Here is an 18,267-nt window from a genome sequence, read left to right on the forward strand (position 1 = left end):
CCGCGCAGTGGCGCAGGCGTGTGCCGGTACGGGCAGCGGCAAGGCTGCCGGGTTGGATCAGGCCAGCAGGGGGGAGGCGCGCGGGTTGGCCGAGGGCCAGCAGTAGCGAGGTGGCGCCTTGCTGCGCAGTTCGCGGTGGTAGCGTCGCGTGCGGGTGAACGCCAGCAGCCAGCCGATCACCAGGCTCAGGGCCAGGCACACCACGGCCGCGGCACACACCGGGCAGGTTTGCAGGCTGTCCCAGCCGGCGATGGAGGCGTCGCTGTAATCGGTCTTGAGGGTCGGGCCCGGGGTGCCCATGGCCGAGCAGAAGGCTCCGCCGATGCCGTTGAGCTGCAGGCCCATCATCTGCCCGTGGCCGATACCGCAGGCGAACAGATTGAACAGGACGCTGAAGTACAGCGTCCAGGCAATCAGCGAGCGGTCGGCACGGGTAAATTTCATGGCGGCGACTTTAGCACCACCTTCCCATGCCGGGAAGGTTGAACGCCGCAGTGTCTACACCGTTTCGTCGCGTACGTGGGCCGGCTGCGGGTAATACTGCGCGAAGCTCACGTCGTCGGTCTGGTCCACGCGCTTTTTCAGGCGTTCGTTGAACGCCCGGTTCACCGCGTACTGCCCGCCCGAGGTGGTGCGGAACTGGGCGGTGAGGGTGATGCCGTTGAGGTTCATGGCGTCCACCCCGAACACCTGCAGCGGCCCTTGCAGGCTGTGGCGCAGCACCGGGTCCTCGCTGATCGACTGGCCCACCTCGCGGATCAGGTGCAGGGCGCTGTCGACATCGGTCTGGTAGCTGAACTGCACCGAGAAGAACGCATAGGCGAACTGGCGCGACTGGTTGGTGACGGCCTTGATCTGGCCGAACGGTACCGAGTGCACGAAGCCCTTGCCGTCGCGCAGGCGCAGGGTGCGGATGGTCAGGCTCTCGACGGTGCCGGCGTGGCCGGAGTCGAGCACCACCCAGTCGCCGATGGCGATGGTGTCCTCGATCAGGATGAACAGGCCGGTGATCACGTCCTGTACCAGCTGCTGCGAACCGAAACCGATGGCCAGGCCGACCACCCCGGCACCGGCCAGCAGCGGCGCCACGTTGATGCCCAGGTTGGCCATGGTGGTGATGGTGCAGATCACCACCAGCACGATCTTCACCGCGTTGCGCAGCATCGGCAGGATGGTGCGCACCCGTGTGCTGGGCTGGCGCGAAGCGCGCCGGCCGGCGCTGGGCTTGAGGGCTTCCTGGATGGCGGTGTCGATCACCACCCACAGCAGCCAGGTGACCAGCAAGATCAACCCGATGCTGCTCAGCGAATCGCTGATTGCCCGGCCCAGGCTGTTGCGCACGGCGAATTCGAGCACCGAAAAACCCCAGATGCGCCCCAGCAGCTCGATGAAGGCGATGGCCATGCCGATGCGCAGCAGCGCGTGGGCGAGGTTGCGCACCAGTTCCTTGTAGGGGCGCAGGCGCTGGCCGGGGTCGACCTCGCGGGACTTGAACAGGTGCTGCAGCACCGTGCTCAGGAACACCGTGCCCACCAGCAGCACCGTGGTCAGCAGGGCCTTTTGCAGGGCCTTCTGGCTTTCTTCGCCGGCGCCGATCAGGTTGATCGCCGATACCAGGATCATCATCAGGATCGGCAGGTACCACAGCCACGAGAAGATCCGCAGGGTTTCCTGCAGGGCGCGGTGCTGCAGGCGGTCGTGCAGGTCGCGGTTGCGGATCAGGTGGGCCACCGGGCGGCGCAGGCGGATCACCAGCGCGGCGAAGGCGAAGGTGGCCAGCAGGCCGGTGATCACCGCGATGCTGCTGGTGAGGTTGCCACCGATCTGGCGGGTGATCTGCGGGCTGGTCAGGGCGTCGGCCCAGGCGGCGAGAAAGCCGATCATGAACAACGGGCGTGGCGCGATCTTGCGGATGATGCGCACGGCGGTGCGCTTGTGGCCGGTGTCGAACACGGTGATCAGGCACAGGATGATCGACGTCGAGAACAGGCCGCTGCTGGTGGCGTAGGCCAGGCTCAGGCCCAGCGCGCGGCCGATCGAGGGGTCGAGCAGGCGCGTGCTGGCGTAGAGGGTGGCGGGCAGGCTGGCCAGGGCCGGCAGGGTGTAGGGCAGCAGGTAGCCGAGCAGTTTCTGCAACCGCGGACGTTCGCGCAGCGGGCGCCTGCGATTGATGTGGTGGGACAGCACGCGGCCCAGGCTGGTGAGCACGCCGAACACCACCAGCCAGGTGAGGCTGAGCAGGGCAAAGTCCACCAGCAGGTCGAAGGAGTCTTCGGCGTGGCGGTCGACCAGCTGGTTGGCCTCCTTGCTGGCGCGATTGGCGCGCAGGCGCCAGGCGTCGACCAGGTGACCGTCGACGTCGATTTCCTGGGTGACGCTGTCGAGGCTGTTGGCCAGGGCGCCGAGCAGGCCGCCCTGAACCACGGGTTCCGGGGCTTTTTCGGCGGTTTCGGCGCTGTCGGTGCCGGGGATGAGGCTGGCGGCGAGCAGTTGCGTGCTGAGCAGGCAACCGAGCAACAGGGTGAGCAATCGGGTCACTGGGCACTCCTTGAGCCGTGAATGACGGAAAGGGTAGTCCAAGGAACTGATCGGTATTTGCCGGGCAAGTTCGAAACCGAGGTGAATTCATCGCGGGTCAAGCCCGCTCCCACAGGTGCGACATCGCCCTTGAAATCGGCACATCACCTTGTGGCAGCGGGCTTGACCCGCGACAGGCCCGAACGCCGGCCACAAAAAATCCGGGGCCCGTCACAGGCCCCGGATTCGTCACCCGGCCTTACTGCCCGGTGTAGATCTGGTCGAAGATCCCGCCGTCGTTGAAGTGGGTCTTCTGCACGGTGCGCCAGTCACCGAAGGTCTTTTCCACCGACAGGAAGTCGACTTTGGGGAAGCGGTCGGTGTACTTGGCCAGCACGGTCGCATCGCGTGGGCGCAGGTAGTTGTTGGCGGCAATTTCCTGGGCTTCAGGCGACCACAGGTACTTCAGGTACTCCTCGGCGGTGGCACGGCTTTTCTTCTTGTCCACCACCTTGTCGACCACGCTCACCGGCGGCTCTGCTTCGGCCGACACGCTCGGGTAGATCACCTCGAACTGGTCGCGACCGAATTCGCGCGCGATCATCTCGGCTTCGTTCTCGAAGGTCACCAGCACGTCGCCGATCTGGTTGGTCATGAAAGTGGTGGTCGCGGCACGGCCACCGGTATCGAGCACCGGCGCCTGCTTGAACAGCTTGCCGACGAAGTCCTTGGCCTTGTTCTCGTCACCGCCGTTCTTGAGCACATAGCCCCATGCCGACAGGTAGGTGTAGCGGCCGTTGCCCGAGGTCTTGGGGTTGGGCACGATCACCTGTACGCCGTCCTTGAGCAGGTCGGGCCAGTCCTTCAGGGCCTTGGGGTTGCCCTTGCGCACGATGAACACGGTGGCGGAGGTGAAGGGCGCGCTGTTGTTGGGCAGGCGGGTGACCCAGTTGTCCGGCACCAGTTTGCCGTTGTCGGCCAGGGCATTGATGTCGGTGGCCATGTTCATGGTGATGACGTCGGCCGGCAGGCCGTCGATCACCGAGCGCGCCTGCTTGCTCGAACCGCCGAAGGACATCTGCACGTTGATCTTCTCTTTGTGCTCGGCTTCCCAGTGCTTCTGGAACGCGGCGTTGTAGTCCTTGTAGAAGTCGCGCATCACGTCGTAGGAGACGTTGAGCAGGGTGGTCGGGGCGGCCTGGGCGAGGTTGCCCAGGGCCAGGCCTGCGGCCAGAAGCGAGGCACCAAAGAGTTTTTTCACTGCGCATTCCTTGTTCGAGTTGGGAGAAAGGCATTATGCCAGCGACTATAGCGGCTCGGCCTTAGTCGCTTAAAGATTAAAAAGTGCTGTGGTTATTCCATTTTCTTGAACAGCGCATTGCCGCAGCGTGAACAGAACGCGGCGCTCTGCTCGTGGCTGCCCTTGTGGCAGGTGGGGCAGGCGTGCTGCAGCTGTTCGCCGCGCATGGCGTTGGCCAGCTCGGCAGTGAAGATGCCGGTGGGCACGGCAATGATCGAGTAGCCGGTGATCATCACCAGCGAGGAAATCACCTGGCCCAGCGGGGTCTTGGGCACGATGTCGCCAAAGCCCACGGTGGTCAGGGTCACGATGGCCCAGTAGATGCCCTTGGGGATGCTGGTGAAGCCGTGTTCCGGGCCTTCGACCACGTACATCAGGGTGCCGAACACCGTGACCAGGGTCGACACGCTGACCAGGAACACGATGATCTTCTGCTTGCTGCCGCGCAGCGCCGACATCAGGTAGTTGGCCTGCTTGAGGTACGGGCCGAGCTTGAGCACGCGGAAGATGCGCAGCATGCGGATCACGCGGATGATCAGCAGGTACTGCGCATCACTGTAGTAGATGGCGATGATGCCCGGCACGATCGCCAGCAGGTCCACCAGCCCGTAGAAGCTGAAGGCATAGCGCAGCGGCTTGGGCGAGCAGTACAGGCGGGTGAGGTATTCGGCCAGGAAGATGGCGGTAAAGCCCCACTCGATCCAGGCCAGCAGCCCGGCGTAGCCCTGGTGGACCTCGTCGATGCTGTCGAGGATGACGGTGATCAGGCTGGCCAGGATGATCAGCAGCAGAATGCTGTCGAAGCGCCGGCCGGCCACGGTGTCGGCTTGAAAGACGATGACGTAGAGCCGCTCGCGCCAGCTCGAAGGGGTGCTCATGGGCGCTTTCCATTACAAGATGGAGCAGAGCCTAGGGGCTGGCCCGCAGCTGTGCAAGCGGGCGACGTCGGGCAGCGGTACCCAGTTGCAGCAGCCAGCAGGCGAGGATGAACGGCGCGGTCAGGCCCGGCACCGGCAACAGGCCCAGCAGCGGTTGCAGCACGATGGCCAGAACGATGGCCAGCAACGGCCGCCAGGGTTGTGCGCGGGTCTGGCTGAAGGCCAGCGCGGCCAGCGCCGCATTGAAGCCGTACAGGCCGTAGTAGCCGGCGCCGGCCTCGCCACCGAGCAGCGCCACGCTGCCGCCCAGGGCGGCGCCCAGTAGCGCCCAGGCGGCGGCGTAGCGGTTGGCGATCAGCAGGCCCAGGGCAATCAGCAGGCCGGCCAGCGGCTGGTCGAGCAGGAAGATCTGGCCCAGGCCGCGGCCCAGGGCGAACAGCGGGTTGGCCGCGACCGGGGCGTAGCCGGCGCTGGAAGGCTCGGCCAGCGCCAGTACCGCCCAGCCGATCAGCACGAAGGGCGCGGTGTAGGCGGGCAGCAGGCGAGGGCTTTTGCGCTTGAGCCACTGGTGCACCAGCATGCTGCTCAGGCCCGCGGCGGCGATGATCAGCGGGGGCAGCAGGGCCGACCAGGGCAGTGCGTGGCTGAGCAGCAGGCCCAGCAGCACGCCGTTGTAGCTGTACAGGCCAGCCTGGCGGTCGGCGCGGTTGTAGCCGCGGCGCTGCGCGGTGAGCAGCCCGGCAAGGGCGCCCAGCAGCGCACCGCCGATGAGTTCGGGGGCGGTGATCAGGATGGCCAGCAGGCACAGCAGGCCGCACAGCGGGTTGCGCTGCAGCAGCACCTGACTGAAACCGTTGAGCAAGGCGGTGGCCCAGTCGGGGCACGGGTTGACGAAGTTCTTGGTGTACATGGCAGTGGGTCAGGGTGGGTGGAGTGGGGCGCCTCTTCGGGCTTTGTTGTCCCACGGTGTGGTGTGTCAGTGCGCCCATCGCGGGTCAAGCCCGCTCCCACAAGGGCCGATGTGATCCTTGTGGGAGCGGGCTTGACCCGCGATGGGCGGCGCAGCCGCCCCAATCAAATCAGAGCAGGGTTTCGATCCGCAGCGTATTGGTCGACCCCGGCTTGCCAAAAGGCACACCGGCAGTGATCAACAGGATGTCGCCACGGCTGGCCATGCCCTGGGCCTGGGCAATCTCCAGTGCCGTGGACACCACTTCGTCCACCTGGCGCAACCGATCGTTGACCACCGAATGCACGCCCCAGGCCACGCTCAGGCGCCGTGCGGTGTTGAGGTTGGGGGTCAGGTTGAGGATCGGTGCACGCGGCCGTTCACGCGCTGCGCGCAGGGTCGAGTTGCCCGACTCGCTGTAGTTCACCAGCACCGCCACCGGCAGGATGCCGCTGATGCGACGGATCGCGCAGCTGATCGCATCCGACACCGTGGCCTCGGCCTGTGGCCGGCCCACGTCCAGCTGGGCCTGGTAGTCTGGGCCGCTTTCGACCTGGCGGATGATCTTGCTCATCATCTGCACCGCTTCGAGCGGGTAGTCGCCCGAGGCGGTCTCGGCCGACAGCATCACCGCATCGGCGCCCTCGGCCACGGCGTTGGCCACGTCGGTGACCTCGGCGCGGGTCGGGGCCGGGCTGAAGCGCATCGACTCGAGCATCTGCGTGGCCACCACCACCGGGCGGCCCAGCTGGCGGCAGGTGGTGATGATGCGCTGCTGGATCTGCGGCACGCTTTCGGCCGGCACTTCCACGCCCAGGTCGCCACGGGCGACCATGATCGCGTCGCTCAACTGGGCAATCTCGCGCAGTTGCGTGACCGCCGAGGGCTTCTCGATCTTGGCCATCAGGTAGGCCCGGTCGCCGATCAGCTGGCGCGCCTCGATGATGTCTTCAGGGCGCTGCACGAACGACAGGGCCACCCAGTCCACGCCCAGCTCCAGGCCGAAGGTCAGGTCGCGACGGTCCTTTTCGGTCAGCGGGCTGAGCTCGAGCAGCGCCTGGGGCACGTTCACGCCCTTGCGGTCGGACAGTTCGCCGCCGTTGAGCACCTCGGTGTCGATGGCGTCGGCGTGCTTGGCGGTCACGCGCAGGCGCAGTTTGCCGTCATCGAGCAGCAGGTCCATGCCCGGCTCCAGCGCGGCGATGATCTCCGGGTGGGGCAGGTTGACCCGCTGTGCATCGCCTGGTGTGGCATCCAGGTCCAGGCGCAGGGCCTGGCCGCGTTGCAGTTGCACCTTGCCTTCGGCAAAACGCCCGACACGCAGCTTGGGGCCCTGCAGGTCCATGAGGATGCCCAGCGGGTAGTTGAGCTGGCGCTCCACTTCGCGGATCCATTCGAAACGCATGGCGTGGTCGGCGTGCTCGCCGTGGCTGAAGTTCAGGCGAAAGATGTTCACCCCGGCTTCGACCAGCTGACGGATGTCGTCGATGCCTTTGGTCGCGGGGCCGAGGGTGGCGAGGATTTTGACTTTCTTGTCAGGCGTCATGTTGTGCGGTCTCGAGGATCAGGATGGCGCGAAAATCGTTGACGTTGGTGCGCGTGGGCTCGGTAACGATCAAGGCGTCGAGCGCGGCGAAGTAACCGTAGCCATTGTTGTTGTCCAGCTCGTCTGCCGCCGACAGGCCCAGGGCCTGGGCACGCGCATAGCTGTCGGGGGTCATGAAGGCCCCGGCGTTGTCTTCGGAGCCGTCGATGCCGTCGGTGTCACCGGCCAGTGCGTACACACCGGGCAACCCCTTCAGGCTTTCGGTGAGGCTGAGCAGGAACTCGGCGTTGCGCCCGCCGCGGCCATTGCCGCGCACGGTGACGGTGGTTTCGCCGCCCGACAGGATCACGCAGGGCGCCGCCAGTGGCTGGCCGTGCTGCACGATCTGGCGCGCGATGCCGGCATGCACCTTGGCCACTTCACGCGACTCACCTTCCAGGTCACCCAGGATCAGCGGGCTGAAGCCGGCCTGGCGCGCCTTTACCGCAGCGGCCTCCAGCGACTGCTGGGGGCGGGCGATCAGCTGGAAGTGGCTGCGGGCCAGGGCCGGGTCATCGGCCTTGACGGTTTCGGAGGCCGGGTTGTTCAGCCACGCGGTGACGGCGGCCGGGGCCTGGATGTTGTAGCGCTTGAGGATCGCCAGCGCTTCGGCCGAGGTGCTCGGGTCGGCCACGGTGGGGCCGGAGGCGATCACGGTGGCGAGGTCGCCGGGTACGTCGGAAATCGCGTAGGTGTACACCGTGGCCGGCCAGCAGGCCTTGGCCAGGCGGCCGCCCTTGATCGCCGAGAGGTGCTTGCGCACGCAGTTCATCTCGCCGATGGTAGCGCCGGATTTGAGCAGGGCCTTGTTGACCTGCTGCTTGTCGGCCAGGGTCAGGCCTTCGGCGGGCAGGGCCAGCAGGGCGGAACCTCCGCCGGAGAGCAGGAAGATCACCCTATCGTCGGCGCTGAGGTCGCTGACCATCGCCAGCACACGCTTGGCCACGGCCAGGCCGGCGGCGTCCGGTACCGGGTGGGCGGCTTCGACCACTTCGATCTTGCTGCAGCTGGCGCCGTGGCCGTAGCGGGTCACGACCAGGCCCGAGACCTCGCCCTGCCAACTGCGCTCGACCACTTCGGCCATGGCGGCGGCGGCCTTGCCGGCGCCGATGACGATGACGCGGCCGCTGCGGTCGCTGGGCAGGTGGGCTTCGAGCACCTGGCGTGGATGCGCGGCATCGATGGCCGTGGCGAACAGCTCGCGCAGAAAGTGTTGCGGATCGACCGACATGGCAGGCTCCCAAATCTTATTGTTTTGCAGAATCGAAAACGCCCCTGGGCCTGCCTCCGTGCAGACGGGCCCAAGGGCGGGTGGTGCTCTTTAGCGCGGCAAGCTTCAGGCTACAAGCTGCAAGAGACAGCGGACCGATGCGCGGTCTGCCGGTCTTGCCGCATGAAACCTGCCGCTTGACGCTTACTTGTCGCCGCGGATCGAGAAGTTGGCCATGTGCTCAAGGCCCTTGACCAGCGCCGAGTGGTCCCAGTTGGCGCCACCGATGGCCGCGCAGGTGCTGAACACCTGTTGGGCATTGGCGGTGTTGGGCAGGTTGATGTTCAGCTCCTTGGCACCCTGCAGGGCCAGGTTCAGGTCCTTCTGGTGCAGGCTGATGCGAAAGCCCGGGTCGAAGGTGCCCTTGATCATGCGCTCGCCGTGCACTTCGAGGATTTTCGAGGAGGCAAAGCCGCCCATCAGTGCTTCGCGCACCTTGGCCGGGTCGGCGCCGTTCTTGGCGGCGAACAGCAGGGCTTCGGCAACGGCCTGGATGTTCAGGGCCACGATGATCTGGTTGGCGACCTTGGCGGTCTGGCCGTCACCACTGCCACCCACGTGGGTGATGTTCTTGCCCATGGCCTGGAACAGCGGCTGGGCACGTTCGAAGGCTTTGGGGCAACCGCCGACCATGATGCTCAGGGTCGCGGCCTTGGCGCCGACTTCACCACCGGACACCGGGGCGTCGAGGTAGGTGGCGCCGGTGGCCTTGATCTTCTCGGCGAAGGCTTTGGTGGCGGTAGGGGAGATCGAGCTCATGTCGATCACCACCTTGTTCGGGCCAATGCCCTGGGCCACGCCGTTTTCACCGAACAGCACGGCTTCGACCTGGGGGGTGTCCGGCACCATGACGATGATGAATTCGGCTTCCTGGGCCACTTCCTTGGGGTTGGCCAGGGCCACGCCGCCGGCGGCGATCAGGTCGGTTGGCGCGGCGCCGTGGTGCGAGGAAAGGAACAGGCTGTGACCTGCCTTCTGCAGGTTCTGAGCCATTGGAAGGCCCATGATGCCGGTGCCGATGAATCCGATTTTAGCCATGAGAGTTGCCTCTTGTATTTGTTGTGGGGACCCTGTGGGAGCGGGCTTGACCCGCGATAGCGGCGGTGAACGCGCTATCGCATCGCGGGTCAGGCCCGCTCCCACAGGAAATGCGTCCCGGCAGAAAGATGATTAGATCGCGTTGTGGGTCTTGAGCCAGCCAAGGCCCGCTTCGGTGGTGGTCAGCGGCTTGTATTCGCAGCCTACCCAGCCCTGGTAGCCGATACGGTCCAGGTGCTCGAACAGGAAGCGGTAGTTGATCTCGCCGGTGCCCGGCTCGTTGCGGCCCGGGTTGTCGGCCAGCTGGATGTGGTTGATCTTGGCCAGGTTGCCTTCCATCGTGCGGGCCAGGTCACCTTCCATGATCTGCATGTGGTAGATGTCGTACTGCAGGAACAGGTTGGTGCTGCCCACTTCGGCCTGGATCTCCAGCGCCTGCTTGGTGGTGTTCAGGTAGAAGCCCGGGATGTCGCGGGTGTTGATCATCTCCATCACCAGCTTGATGCCTGCTGCCTGCAGCTTGTCGGCGGCGAACTTCAGGTTGTCGACGAAGGTCTTGCGCACCGTGGCGCAGTCCGGGCCTTGTGGGCGAATACCGGCCAGGCAGTTGACCTGGGTGTTGCCCAGTACCTGGGCGTAGGCAATGGCCAGGTCCACGCCGGCACGGAATTCCTCGACACGGGACGGGTCGCAGGCGATGCCGCGATCACCCTTGGCCCAGTCGCCGGCCGGCAGGTTGAACAGCACCTGGGTCAGGCCGTTGCTGTCCAGGTGCTGTTTGATTTCAGCCGAGCTGAAATCGTACGGGAAGAGGTACTCGACCCCGCTGAAGCCGGCGTCGGCAGCAGCCTTGAAACGGGCGAGAAAGTCCTGCTCGGTGAACAGCATGGACAGGTTGGCGGCGAAACGAGGCATGGTTGTCTCCTTGCAAAAGTGGGCCCTGTGCGCGGGGCAGCAGGGCCGCTACAACAGTCAGTCGAGCAGCGAGATCGCGGTTGGCGCGTCGTTGCCGACCAGCGCCAGGTCTTCGAATTCGTTGACCGCGTTGATTTCGGTACCCATGGAAATATTGGTCACGCGCTCGAGGATCACCTCGACCACGACCGGCACCTTGAACTCTTCGGCCATCTGCTGGGCCTTGCGCAGGGCCGGCTGGATTTCTTCCGGCTTGAACACGCGCAGTGCCTTGCAACCCAGACCTTCTACAACCGCGACGTGGTCCACACCGTAGCCGTTCAGTTCCGGGGCGTTGAGGTTCTCGAACGCCAGCTGTACACAGTAATCCATCTCGAAGCCGCGTTGGGCCTGGCGGATCAGCCCCAGGTAGGAGTTGTTCACCACCACGTGGATGTACGGCAGGTTGAACTGCGCGCCCACCGCCAGCTCTTCGATCATGAACTGGAAGTCATAGTCGCCCGACAGTGCCACGACCTTGCGCGACGGGTCGGCCTTGACCACGCCCAGTGCCGCAGGAATGGTCCAGCCCAGCGGGCCGGCCTGGCCGCAGTTGATCCAGTGACGCGGCTTGTACACGTGCAGGAACTGCGCACCGGCGATCTGCGACAGGCCGATGGTGCTGACGTAGCAGGTGTCCTTGCCGAACACCTGGTTCATTTCCTGGTACACGCGCTGCGGTTTGACCGGCACGTTGTCGAAGTGGGTCTTGCGGTGCAGGCTGGCCTTGCGCTGCTGGCAGTCCTTGAGCCACTCGCCACGGTCCTTGAGCTTGCCGGCGGCTTTCCACTCGCGGGCCACTTCCAGGAACACGTCCAGTGCGGCGCCGGCGTCGGACACGATACCCAGGTCCGGGGTGAACACACGGCCGATCTGGGTCGGTTCGATGTCGACGTGAATGAAGCGACGGCCTTCGGTGTACACATCCACCGAGCCGGTATGGCGGTTGGCCCAGCGGTTGCCGATGCCCAGCACCACGTCCGACTTGAGCATGGTCGCGTTGCCGTAGCGGTGCGAGGTCTGCAGGCCGACCATGCCCACCATCAGCGGGTGGTCGTCAGGGATGGTGCCCCAGCCCATCAGGGTCGGGATGACCGGGATACCGGTGAGTTCGGCGAATTCCACCAGCTTGTCGCTGGCATCGGCGTTGATGATGCCGCCACCGGCCACCAGCAGCGGACGCTCGGCGGAGTCGAGCATGGCCAGGGCCTTCTCGACCTGCACGCGGTTGGCCGACGGCTTGCTCACCGGCAGCGGCTGGTAGGCGTCGATGTCGAATTCGATCTCGGCCATCTGCACGTCGAACGGCAGGTCGATCAGTACCGGGCCAGGACGGCCGGTGCGCATTTCATAGAAGGCTTTCTGGAACGCATACGGCACCTGGCCAGGTTCGAGCACGGTGGTGGCCCACTTGGTGACCGGCTTGACGATGCTGGTGATGTCGACGGCCTGGAAGTCTTCCTTGTGCAGGCGCGAGCGGGGCGCCTGGCCGGTGATGCACAGAATCGGGATGGAGTCGGCCGAGGCGCTGTACAGGCCGGTGACCATGTCGGTGCCGGCAGGGCCGGAGGTGCCGATGCACACGCCGATGTTGCCGGCCTTGGTACGGGTGTAACCCTCGGCCATGTGCGAGGCACCTTCCACGTGACGAGCAAGGACGTGATCGATGCCGCCGACTTTCTTCAGGGCCGAATACAGCGGGTTGATCGCGGCGCCCGGGATGCCGAATGCGGTGTCGACGCCTTCACGGCGCATGACCAGCACGGCTGCATCGATTGCTCTCATTTTGCTCATGGTTTTGTGCCTCTTAGATTTTGTAATTGTATACAAATTGCTTTTCGACAGAGTGTATTCACGGCAGGCGACTCTGGTCAATCCATTTTCATCCGCCACCGGGTGCTTTCGTCGTTACCCCGTAAAAAAGGGGTTGTGACGGGTTTTGGTCGGATGGAGTGAATTATTGTATACAAAAATATTCTTCATTGTGTTCTATTTGTTGTATTGGTTTTTCACTTGCCCACGTGGGCTTCTAACAACAAGAGGACCTTTGGATGAACGTTCTGAGCTTGAAAGTAGCGGTGAGCCTGGTGAATGGCGCGCTGGCGGCCGGCCGCAGGATCTCGGCGGCGCCGCTGACCGTGGTGGTGCTCGATGCCGGTGGGCACCTGCTGACCCTGCAGCGCGAGGACGGCGCCAGCCTGCTGCGTCCGCAGGTGGCGATGGGCAAGGCATGGGGCGCGATTGCGCTGGGCAAGGGCTCGCGCCTGCTGGCGCTGGACGCGCAGCAGCGCCCGGCGTTCTTTGCCGCGCTCAACGGGTTGGGCCAGAGCCCGGTGGTGCCGGCGCCGGGTGGGGTGCTGATTCGGGATCAGAGCGGGGCAGTGCTGGGCGCGATCGGTATCAGCGGTGATACGTCGGATATCGACGAGCAGTGCGCGATCAGTGCGATCGAAGAGGCGGGGTTGACGGCGGATGCGGGGGTAGCGGCGTAGGGCCCTTTCGCCGGCAAGGCCGGCTCCTACATGTCTGCGCGAGCCTTGTAGGAGCCGGCCTTGCCGGCGAAGCAGTCAACGCGATCAGGCGTCCGGCGCACAGCCCTTGAGCACCAGCCGGATGATGGTCTGCGCCGCCGCCTCGTAGTCGCTGTCCTCGAGCTTGGCCTTGCCGGTGACCACCGAGATCTGCCAGTCGAAATCGGCATAGGTCTGGGTTGCAGCCCAGATGCTGAACATCAGGTGGTGCGGGTCGACCGGCGCGATCAGGCCGCGTTCGATCCAGCCCTGGATGCATTCGATGTTGTGACGTGCCTGCACGTTGAGCTGCTCGACCTGGCTGGCGCTCAGGTGCGGCGCGCCGTGCATGATCTCGCTGGCGAACACCTTGGACGCGAAGGGCAGGTCGCGGGAGATGCGCACCTTGGAGCGGATGTAGGCACTGAGCACCTCTTGCGGCTCACCGTCGGCATTGAACGGGGTGGAGGCCTGCATGATCGGCTCGATGATGCTTTCGAGCACCTCGCGGTAGAGGTTTTCCTTGGATTTGAAGTAGTAGTAGACGTTGGGCTTGGGCAGGCCGGCCTTGGCCGCGATGTCGCTGGTCTTGGTGGCAGCGAAGCCCTTGTCGGCGAACTCCTCGCTGGCGGCCCGCAGGATCAGTTCTTTGTTGCGCTCGCGAATGGTGCTCATGGTGGCGCTGTTCCTTGTATCTGGCCGCGTGCGGCAACAGGCCTGGGCAGGCGGTTGCGCATGGTAGCACCGCGTTCGCGAAGCGCTCAAGGTCGCCCCTTTTGCCCATCGACAGGCTAAGCTTGGCGCCATCTCACCTCAATGGAACATGAATCATGGCTGCAAGCAGTTTGCTGGTACTGATCGACGATATCGCCACGGTACTCGACGATGTCTCGGTCATGACCAAGGTCGCGGCCAAGAAGACCGCCGGCGTACTGGGTGATGATCTGGCCCTCAATGCCCAGCAGGTCACGGGTGTGCGCGCCGAGCGGGAACTGCCGGTGGTGTGGGCGGTGGCCAAGGGCTCGTTCCTGAACAAGCTGATCCTGGTGCCGGCTGCGTTGCTGATCAGCGCATTCATCCCGTGGGCGGTAACCCCGCTGCTGATGCTCGGCGGCGCCTACCTGTGCTTCGAGGGGTTCGAAAAGCTCGCGCACAGGTTTCTGCACAGCGCCGAGGAGGCCAAGGCCGGGCATGCGGCATTGACCGAAGCAGTGGCCAACCCGGCGGTCGACCTGGTGACGTTCGAGAAAGACAAGATCAAGGGCGCGGTGCGTACCGACTTCATTCTCTCGGCCGAGATCATCGCCATCACGCTGGGCACCGTGGCCGATGCGCCACTGCCCCAGCAGATCATCGTGCTGTCGGGCATCGCGATCGTGATGACGATCGGCGTGTACGGGCTGGTGGCGGGGATCGTCAAGCTGGATGACCTGGGCCTGTGGCTGACGCAAAAAGCCTCGCGTGCAGCCAAGGCCATCGGCAACGGCATTTTGAGTGCGGCGCCCTACATGATGAAAAGCCTGTCGGTGATCGGCACCGCAGCGATGTTCCTGGTAGGTGGCGGGATTCTGGTGCATGGCATCGCGCCGCTGCATCATGCCATCGAGGCCTTCGGCGAAGGGCGTGGCGGGGCGCTGACGACGGCCTTGCTCAATGCCGGCGTGGGCGTAGTGGCGGGGGCTGCGGTGCTGGCGGTGGTTGCCGTGGTGGGCAAGCTCTGGAAGGCCATCCGGGGCTGATGGCCTCTTCGCCGGCAAGGCCGGCTCCTACAGGAGTGAGCCGTCTGTAGGAGCCGGCCTTGCCGGCGAAGAACGCAACCCGGTCAGAAGTGCACTTTCACCAGCAGGCTCGCGGTGTTCTGGTCGGTATCGAAGGCGTCGCTGTCCTTGATGCCGTACTTGTCTTTCCAGTAGTCGTATTCGAAACCGACGTACAGCTGTTTTTCGCCCAGGTTCAGGGCCTTGCCCAGGTCATACTTGATCTGCGGGTTGAAGTGCAGGTTGGAATGATAGGTGCCGCGACGCCGGGTTTCGTCGTTGTCCACCACCCAGTCCATGTAGCCGTCGATCAGGATGTCCGACTTGCCCACGGGAATGGTGTACGACCACACCGGGGTGATCTGCCATACGTTGTCACCGGCGCGGCTGCCCTCGGTGTGGCGCTGGTAGAAGTTGAGCTGGAAGTAGTCGAAGCCGGGGATGGCCAGGTCGAAGCCTGGGCCGATCAGGTACGACTCGTTGTCTCCCTCGCCAAACTCGTAGGTCATGGCCAGCAGCACATCCTTGACCGGGCCGAACTCCAGTTTCTGGTCGAAGATCTTGCCGAACGACAGGCGCGGGGTGAACTCGCCGTAGTAGGTGTTCGGGCCGACGTTGCCGTCCTTCTTGCCGTTGTAGAAGATCTTGTCGATGAACAGGAAGTTGTCGCCGTACTTCCAGGCATCGGCGTGCTCGAAAGTGAAGGTCTGCTGGATCTGCGGGTTGACCGTAAAGTCCTTGCCGTAGAGGTAGGTCAGGCTGTTGTTCTGCCACTGCAGCAGGTCACCGGCGGTGGCGGTACTTGCCGCCAGCAGGCCGCCTGCAAGCATCAGGCTGTTGGTAATGCGCATTGCGTGCTCCCTTGATTGATTCGGCACTCTGTGTCGGCGCCGTTCTGGTTCAACGTGTTGTCTTTTTGGTCAGCTTTTTTCGATCGGCCACAGCGCGTTCGCAAGAGCTGAGCCAACCTTGGCGGGTTGGCGCAACGGGCCTGCTCGACGTCTTTCTGAACAGTTGAACAAGGGGTGTGAGGCTGGCAATACGCTTACCAACCGCCCGAATTCATTGACTGAGCGGTCAGTAAACGCAGGTAGGAGGGGTCCTACCCTGAGCGAGGGGGCGCGCAGATTACTGGCTTGCGCGCCGTCCCTCAAGTGCTCCGTTATGGAGCGTGTGCGACAAAAACTGTGCGTTCGATCAGGTTTTAGAAGTGAACCTTGATCAGCGCACTGGTCACGCTCTGGTTGGTCTTGAGGCGATCGCTGTCCTCGATGCCGTATTTGTCCTTCCAGTAGCTGTATTCGATACCCACGTACAGCTGCTTGGCGCCGATGTTCAGCGCCTTACCCAGGTCGTACTTGACCTGCGGGTTGAAGTGCAGGTTGGCGTGGTAGGTGCCGCGACGGCTTTCGTCGTTGTCCACCACCCAGTCCATGTAGCCATCGATCAGCAGGTCGGACCGGCCCATGGGGATGGTGTAGGAGAACGCCGGGGTGATCTGCCACACGCGATCACCCGGGCGGCTGCCTTCGGTGTTGCGCTGGTAGAAGTTGAGGGTGAAGTAGTTGAAGCCGGGGATGGCCAGGTCGAAGCCCGGGCCGATCAGGTAAGCCTCGTTGTCGCCTTCACCGGTTTCGTAGGTCATGGCCAGCAGCACGTCCTTGATCGGGCCGAACTCCAGCTTCTGGTCGAAGATCTTGCCGAACGACAGGCGCGGGCTGATCTCGCTGTAGTAGGTGTTCTTGCCCTTGTTACGGTCTTGGCCGCCGTTGTAGAAGATCTTGTCGACGAACAGGAAGTTGTCGCCGTACTTCCATTTGTTGGCGTGCTCGAAAGTCACCGTCTGCTGGATCCGCGGGTTGACCTGAAAGTCCTTGCCGTACAGATACGTCAGGCTGTTGGTGTGCCAGAGAAGCAGGTCCTCCGCTACCGCAGGAAGCGTGGCCAGCAAGCTGCTGCCCAGCAAGAGGGAAGAGGTGATGCGTTTCATGTGGTTATTCCCGGCTATTGTTATTGTTGGATTGCGGTTTTTTCGGCGCAAACGCGCCCCGAGCGGCCCACTCCCAGGGGCCGACGGTACTGCGTGGTGCTCGGGTTGATCGGGGCGGCAGGCGCCGCCCCGTGTATCAGTGCTGGTGCACGGCGTCGTTGTGCGCGGCGCGTTCGGCGCCGCCCAATACGTTGAACAGCAGGTTCAGTACCAAGGCACTGACGGTGGCCATGGCGATGCCGCTGTGGGTGATCGGCTCCATCCATTGCGGCATCTGCGCGAAGAACTCCGGACGTACCACCGGGATCAGGCCCATGCCGACGCTGACGGCCACCAGCAACTGGTTGCGTCGGTCGCCGATGTCGGCCTCCTGCAGGATCTTGATGCCGGTGGCCGCGACCATGCCGAACATGGCGATGGAGGCGCCGCCCAGTACCGCCGGCGGGATCGAGGCAATCAGGAATGCCGCCTTGGGCAGCAGGCTGAGCACGATCAGGAACAGCCCGGCCACCACGGTCACGTAGCGGCAGCGCACGCCGGTCATCTGGACCAGGCCGATGTTCTGTGCGAACGAGGAGTGGGTGAAGGTGTTGAAAAAGCCTGCCACGAACGAGGCGCCGGCGTCCCAGAACAGGCCGCGACGCAGCATGCCCGGGGTCACTTCACGCTCGGTGACCTTGCCCAGCGCCAGGAACATGCCGGTGGACTCGACGAAGATGATCACCACCACCAGGCACATCGACAGGATCGGCGCCAGGCTGAAGGTGGGCATGCCGAAGTGCAGCGGGGTGACCACCTGTACCCAGGGGGCCTGGGCCAGGCCGCTGAGGTCGACCATGCCGATGGCGCCGGCAATGATGTAGCCCAGGCCCATGCCGATCAGTACCGACACGTTCACCCAGAAGCCACGCATGAAGCGATTGATCAGCAGGATGGTGGTCAGCACCAGGCCGGCCACGGCCAGGTAGATCGGCGAGCCGAACGGCGCGGCCGCCGCGCCGCCGCCGGCCCAGTTGACGGCGACCGGGAACAGCGACAGGCCGATGGAGGTAATCACCGTGCCGGTGACCAGTGGCGGGAAAAACCTCACCACCTTGGACATGAACGGGGCGATCAGCATGCCGAAGAAGCCGGCGGCGATGGTCGCGCCGAAAATCCCCTGCAGGCCCACGCCGGGCATGCCGGCCATGGCCACCATGCTGCCGACGGCGGCGAAGCTGGCGCCCATCATCACCGGCATGCGGATGCCCAGTGCGCCAATGCCGAGCGACTGGACCACGGTGGCGACACCGGCGACCAGCAGATCGGCATTGATCAGGAATGCGATTTCTTCACGAGAGAGCCCGGCGGCCTGCCCGATGATCAGCGGCACCGCAATGGCACCTCCGTACATCAGCAGAACATGTTGCAAACCCACCAGGATCAGTTGCAGCAGGGGCAGTGGCTGTCGTGGCGGCGCAACGGGGATGTACGCCTTGCGTGACTCGGACATGCAGCACCTCAGGTTTTGTTTTTATTC

16 protein-coding genes are annotated in these 18,267 nt (G+C 64.4%); 2 read left to right on the plus strand and 14 right to left on the minus strand.

Annotation, left to right across the window (positions count from 1 at the left end):
- Positions 1–57: 57 nt before the first annotated feature.
- The 10 genes from DN388_RS22160 to gcl form a co-directional block, all read right to left on the minus strand.
- Positions 58–444 (minus strand): DUF2946 domain-containing protein, encoded by a 387-nt coding sequence (locus DN388_RS22160; RefSeq protein WP_043859887.1) that lies wholly within the window; start codon positions 442–444, stop codon positions 58–60.
- Positions 445–498: 54 nt separating this feature from the next.
- On the minus strand, positions 499–2,538 hold the full coding sequence (locus DN388_RS22165; RefSeq protein WP_043859888.1) for a mechanosensitive ion channel family protein: 2,040 nt from the start codon (positions 2,536–2,538) through the stop codon (positions 499–501).
- 238 nt (positions 2,539–2,776) lie between these two features.
- A complete protein-coding gene (locus tag DN388_RS22170) occupies positions 2,777–3,778 on the minus strand; it encodes a sulfate ABC transporter substrate-binding protein (protein WP_043859889.1) in 1,002 nt (333 codons plus the stop codon).
- A gap of 92 nt (positions 3,779–3,870) precedes the next feature.
- Positions 3,871–4,695, minus strand: coding sequence for an ion transporter (locus tag DN388_RS22175; RefSeq protein WP_043859890.1), 825 nt, complete (start codon positions 4,693–4,695; stop codon positions 3,871–3,873).
- A gap of 31 nt (positions 4,696–4,726) precedes the next feature.
- On the minus strand, positions 4,727–5,605 hold the full coding sequence (locus tag DN388_RS22180; RefSeq protein WP_058542041.1) for an urea transporter: 879 nt from the start codon (positions 5,603–5,605) through the stop codon (positions 4,727–4,729).
- Between the two features lie 169 nt (positions 5,606–5,774).
- Positions 5,775–7,190, minus strand: a complete 1,416-nt coding sequence (pyk, locus tag DN388_RS22185; protein WP_043859892.1) for a pyruvate kinase — start codon at positions 7,188–7,190, stop codon at positions 5,775–5,777.
- On the minus strand, positions 7,180–8,460 hold the full coding sequence (locus tag DN388_RS22190) for a glycerate kinase (RefSeq protein WP_054915605.1): 1,281 nt from the start codon (positions 8,458–8,460) through the stop codon (positions 7,180–7,182). The genes pyk and DN388_RS22190 overlap by 11 nt, the downstream gene beginning before the upstream one ends.
- Before the next feature lie 183 nt (positions 8,461–8,643).
- Positions 8,644–9,537, minus strand: coding sequence for a 2-hydroxy-3-oxopropionate reductase (locus tag DN388_RS22195; RefSeq protein WP_116053261.1), 894 nt, complete (start codon positions 9,535–9,537; stop codon positions 8,644–8,646).
- A 132-nt stretch (positions 9,538–9,669) separates the two neighbouring features.
- A complete protein-coding gene (hyi, locus tag DN388_RS22200; RefSeq protein WP_054915603.1) occupies positions 9,670–10,452 on the minus strand; it encodes a hydroxypyruvate isomerase in 783 nt (260 codons plus the stop codon).
- Positions 10,453–10,509: 57 nt separating this feature from the next.
- Positions 10,510–12,285, minus strand: coding sequence for a glyoxylate carboligase (gcl, locus tag DN388_RS22205; RefSeq protein WP_043859896.1), 1,776 nt, complete (start codon positions 12,283–12,285; stop codon positions 10,510–10,512).
- A 257-nt stretch (positions 12,286–12,542) separates the two neighbouring features.
- On the opposite strand from gcl, the gene DN388_RS22210 reads away from it, so the two are divergent.
- Positions 12,543–12,983, plus strand: a complete 441-nt coding sequence (locus tag DN388_RS22210; RefSeq protein ID WP_054915601.1) for a heme-binding protein — start codon at positions 12,543–12,545, stop codon at positions 12,981–12,983.
- 84 nt (positions 12,984–13,067) lie between these two features.
- Here DN388_RS22210 and DN388_RS22215 read toward each other — a convergent pair whose 3' ends face one another.
- Entirely contained in the window at positions 13,068–13,676 is a 609-nt protein-coding gene (locus DN388_RS22215; protein ID WP_043862341.1) for a TetR/AcrR family transcriptional regulator, read from the minus strand.
- Between the two features lie 155 nt (positions 13,677–13,831).
- On the opposite strand from DN388_RS22215, the gene DN388_RS22220 reads away from it, so the two are divergent.
- The gene (locus tag DN388_RS22220; RefSeq protein WP_054915600.1) at positions 13,832–14,740 is read left to right on the plus strand and encodes a DUF808 domain-containing protein; all 909 of its coding nucleotides are present in this window, start codon (positions 13,832–13,834) and stop codon (positions 14,738–14,740) included.
- 83 nt (positions 14,741–14,823) lie between these two features.
- Here DN388_RS22220 and DN388_RS22225 read toward each other — a convergent pair whose 3' ends face one another.
- The 3 genes from DN388_RS22225 to DN388_RS22235 form a co-directional block, all read right to left on the minus strand.
- Positions 14,824–15,609 carry an outer membrane protein OmpK gene (locus DN388_RS22225; protein ID WP_043862344.1) on the minus strand — a complete coding sequence of 262 codons (786 nt, stop codon included), beginning with the start codon at positions 15,607–15,609 and terminating at the stop codon, positions 14,824–14,826.
- 353 nt (positions 15,610–15,962) lie between these two features.
- Entirely contained in the window at positions 15,963–16,748 is a 786-nt protein-coding gene (locus tag DN388_RS22230) for an outer membrane protein OmpK (protein ID WP_043862345.1), read from the minus strand.
- Positions 16,749–16,884: 136 nt separating this feature from the next.
- Entirely contained in the window at positions 16,885–18,240 is a 1,356-nt protein-coding gene (locus tag DN388_RS22235) for a nucleobase:cation symporter-2 family protein (protein ID WP_043862346.1), read from the minus strand.
- Between the last annotated feature and the right edge of the window lie 27 nt (positions 18,241–18,267).

Source organism: Pseudomonas sp. S12(2018), assembly GCF_024355235.1.
GTDB lineage: Bacteria > Pseudomonadota > Gammaproteobacteria > Pseudomonadales > Pseudomonadaceae > Aquipseudomonas > Aquipseudomonas palmensis.

What these genes read in the sequence shown, in the direction of transcription:
- gcl (WP_043859896.1), bottom strand. Translation starts at nt 12,285, where the DNA reads ATGAGCAAAATGAGAGCAATCGATGCAGCCGTGCTGGTCATGCGCCGT.
- DN388_RS22225 (WP_043862344.1), bottom strand. Translation starts at nt 15,609, where the DNA reads ATGCGCATTACCAACAGCCTGATGCTTGCAGGCGGCCTGCTGGCGGCA.
- DN388_RS22210 (WP_054915601.1), top strand. Translation starts at nt 12,543, where the DNA reads ATGAACGTTCTGAGCTTGAAAGTAGCGGTGAGCCTGGTGAATGGCGCG.
- DN388_RS22180 (WP_058542041.1), bottom strand. Translation starts at nt 5,605, where the DNA reads ATGTACACCAAGAACTTCGTCAACCCGTGCCCCGACTGGGCCACCGCC.
- DN388_RS22190 (WP_054915605.1), bottom strand. Translation starts at nt 8,460, where the DNA reads ATGTCGGTCGATCCGCAACACTTTCTGCGCGAGCTGTTCGCCACGGCC.
- DN388_RS22175 (WP_043859890.1), bottom strand. Translation starts at nt 4,695, where the DNA reads ATGAGCACCCCTTCGAGCTGGCGCGAGCGGCTCTACGTCATCGTCTTT.
- pyk (WP_043859892.1), bottom strand. Translation starts at nt 7,190, where the DNA reads ATGACGCCTGACAAGAAAGTCAAAATCCTCGCCACCCTCGGCCCCGCG.
- DN388_RS22215 (WP_043862341.1), bottom strand. Translation starts at nt 13,676, where the DNA reads ATGAGCACCATTCGCGAGCGCAACAAAGAACTGATCCTGCGGGCCGCC.
- DN388_RS22160 (WP_043859887.1), bottom strand. Translation starts at nt 444, where the DNA reads ATGAAATTTACCCGTGCCGACCGCTCGCTGATTGCCTGGACGCTGTAC.
- DN388_RS22195 (WP_116053261.1), bottom strand. Translation starts at nt 9,537, where the DNA reads ATGGCTAAAATCGGATTCATCGGCACCGGCATCATGGGCCTTCCAATG.
- DN388_RS22230 (WP_043862345.1), bottom strand. Translation starts at nt 16,748, where the DNA reads ATGAAACGCATCACCTCTTCCCTCTTGCTGGGCAGCAGCTTGCTGGCC.
- DN388_RS22235 (WP_043862346.1), bottom strand. Translation starts at nt 18,240, where the DNA reads ATGTCCGAGTCACGCAAGGCGTACATCCCCGTTGCGCCGCCACGACAG.
- hyi (WP_054915603.1), bottom strand. Translation starts at nt 10,452, where the DNA reads ATGCCTCGTTTCGCCGCCAACCTGTCCATGCTGTTCACCGAGCAGGAC.
- DN388_RS22220 (WP_054915600.1), top strand. Translation starts at nt 13,832, where the DNA reads ATGGCTGCAAGCAGTTTGCTGGTACTGATCGACGATATCGCCACGGTA.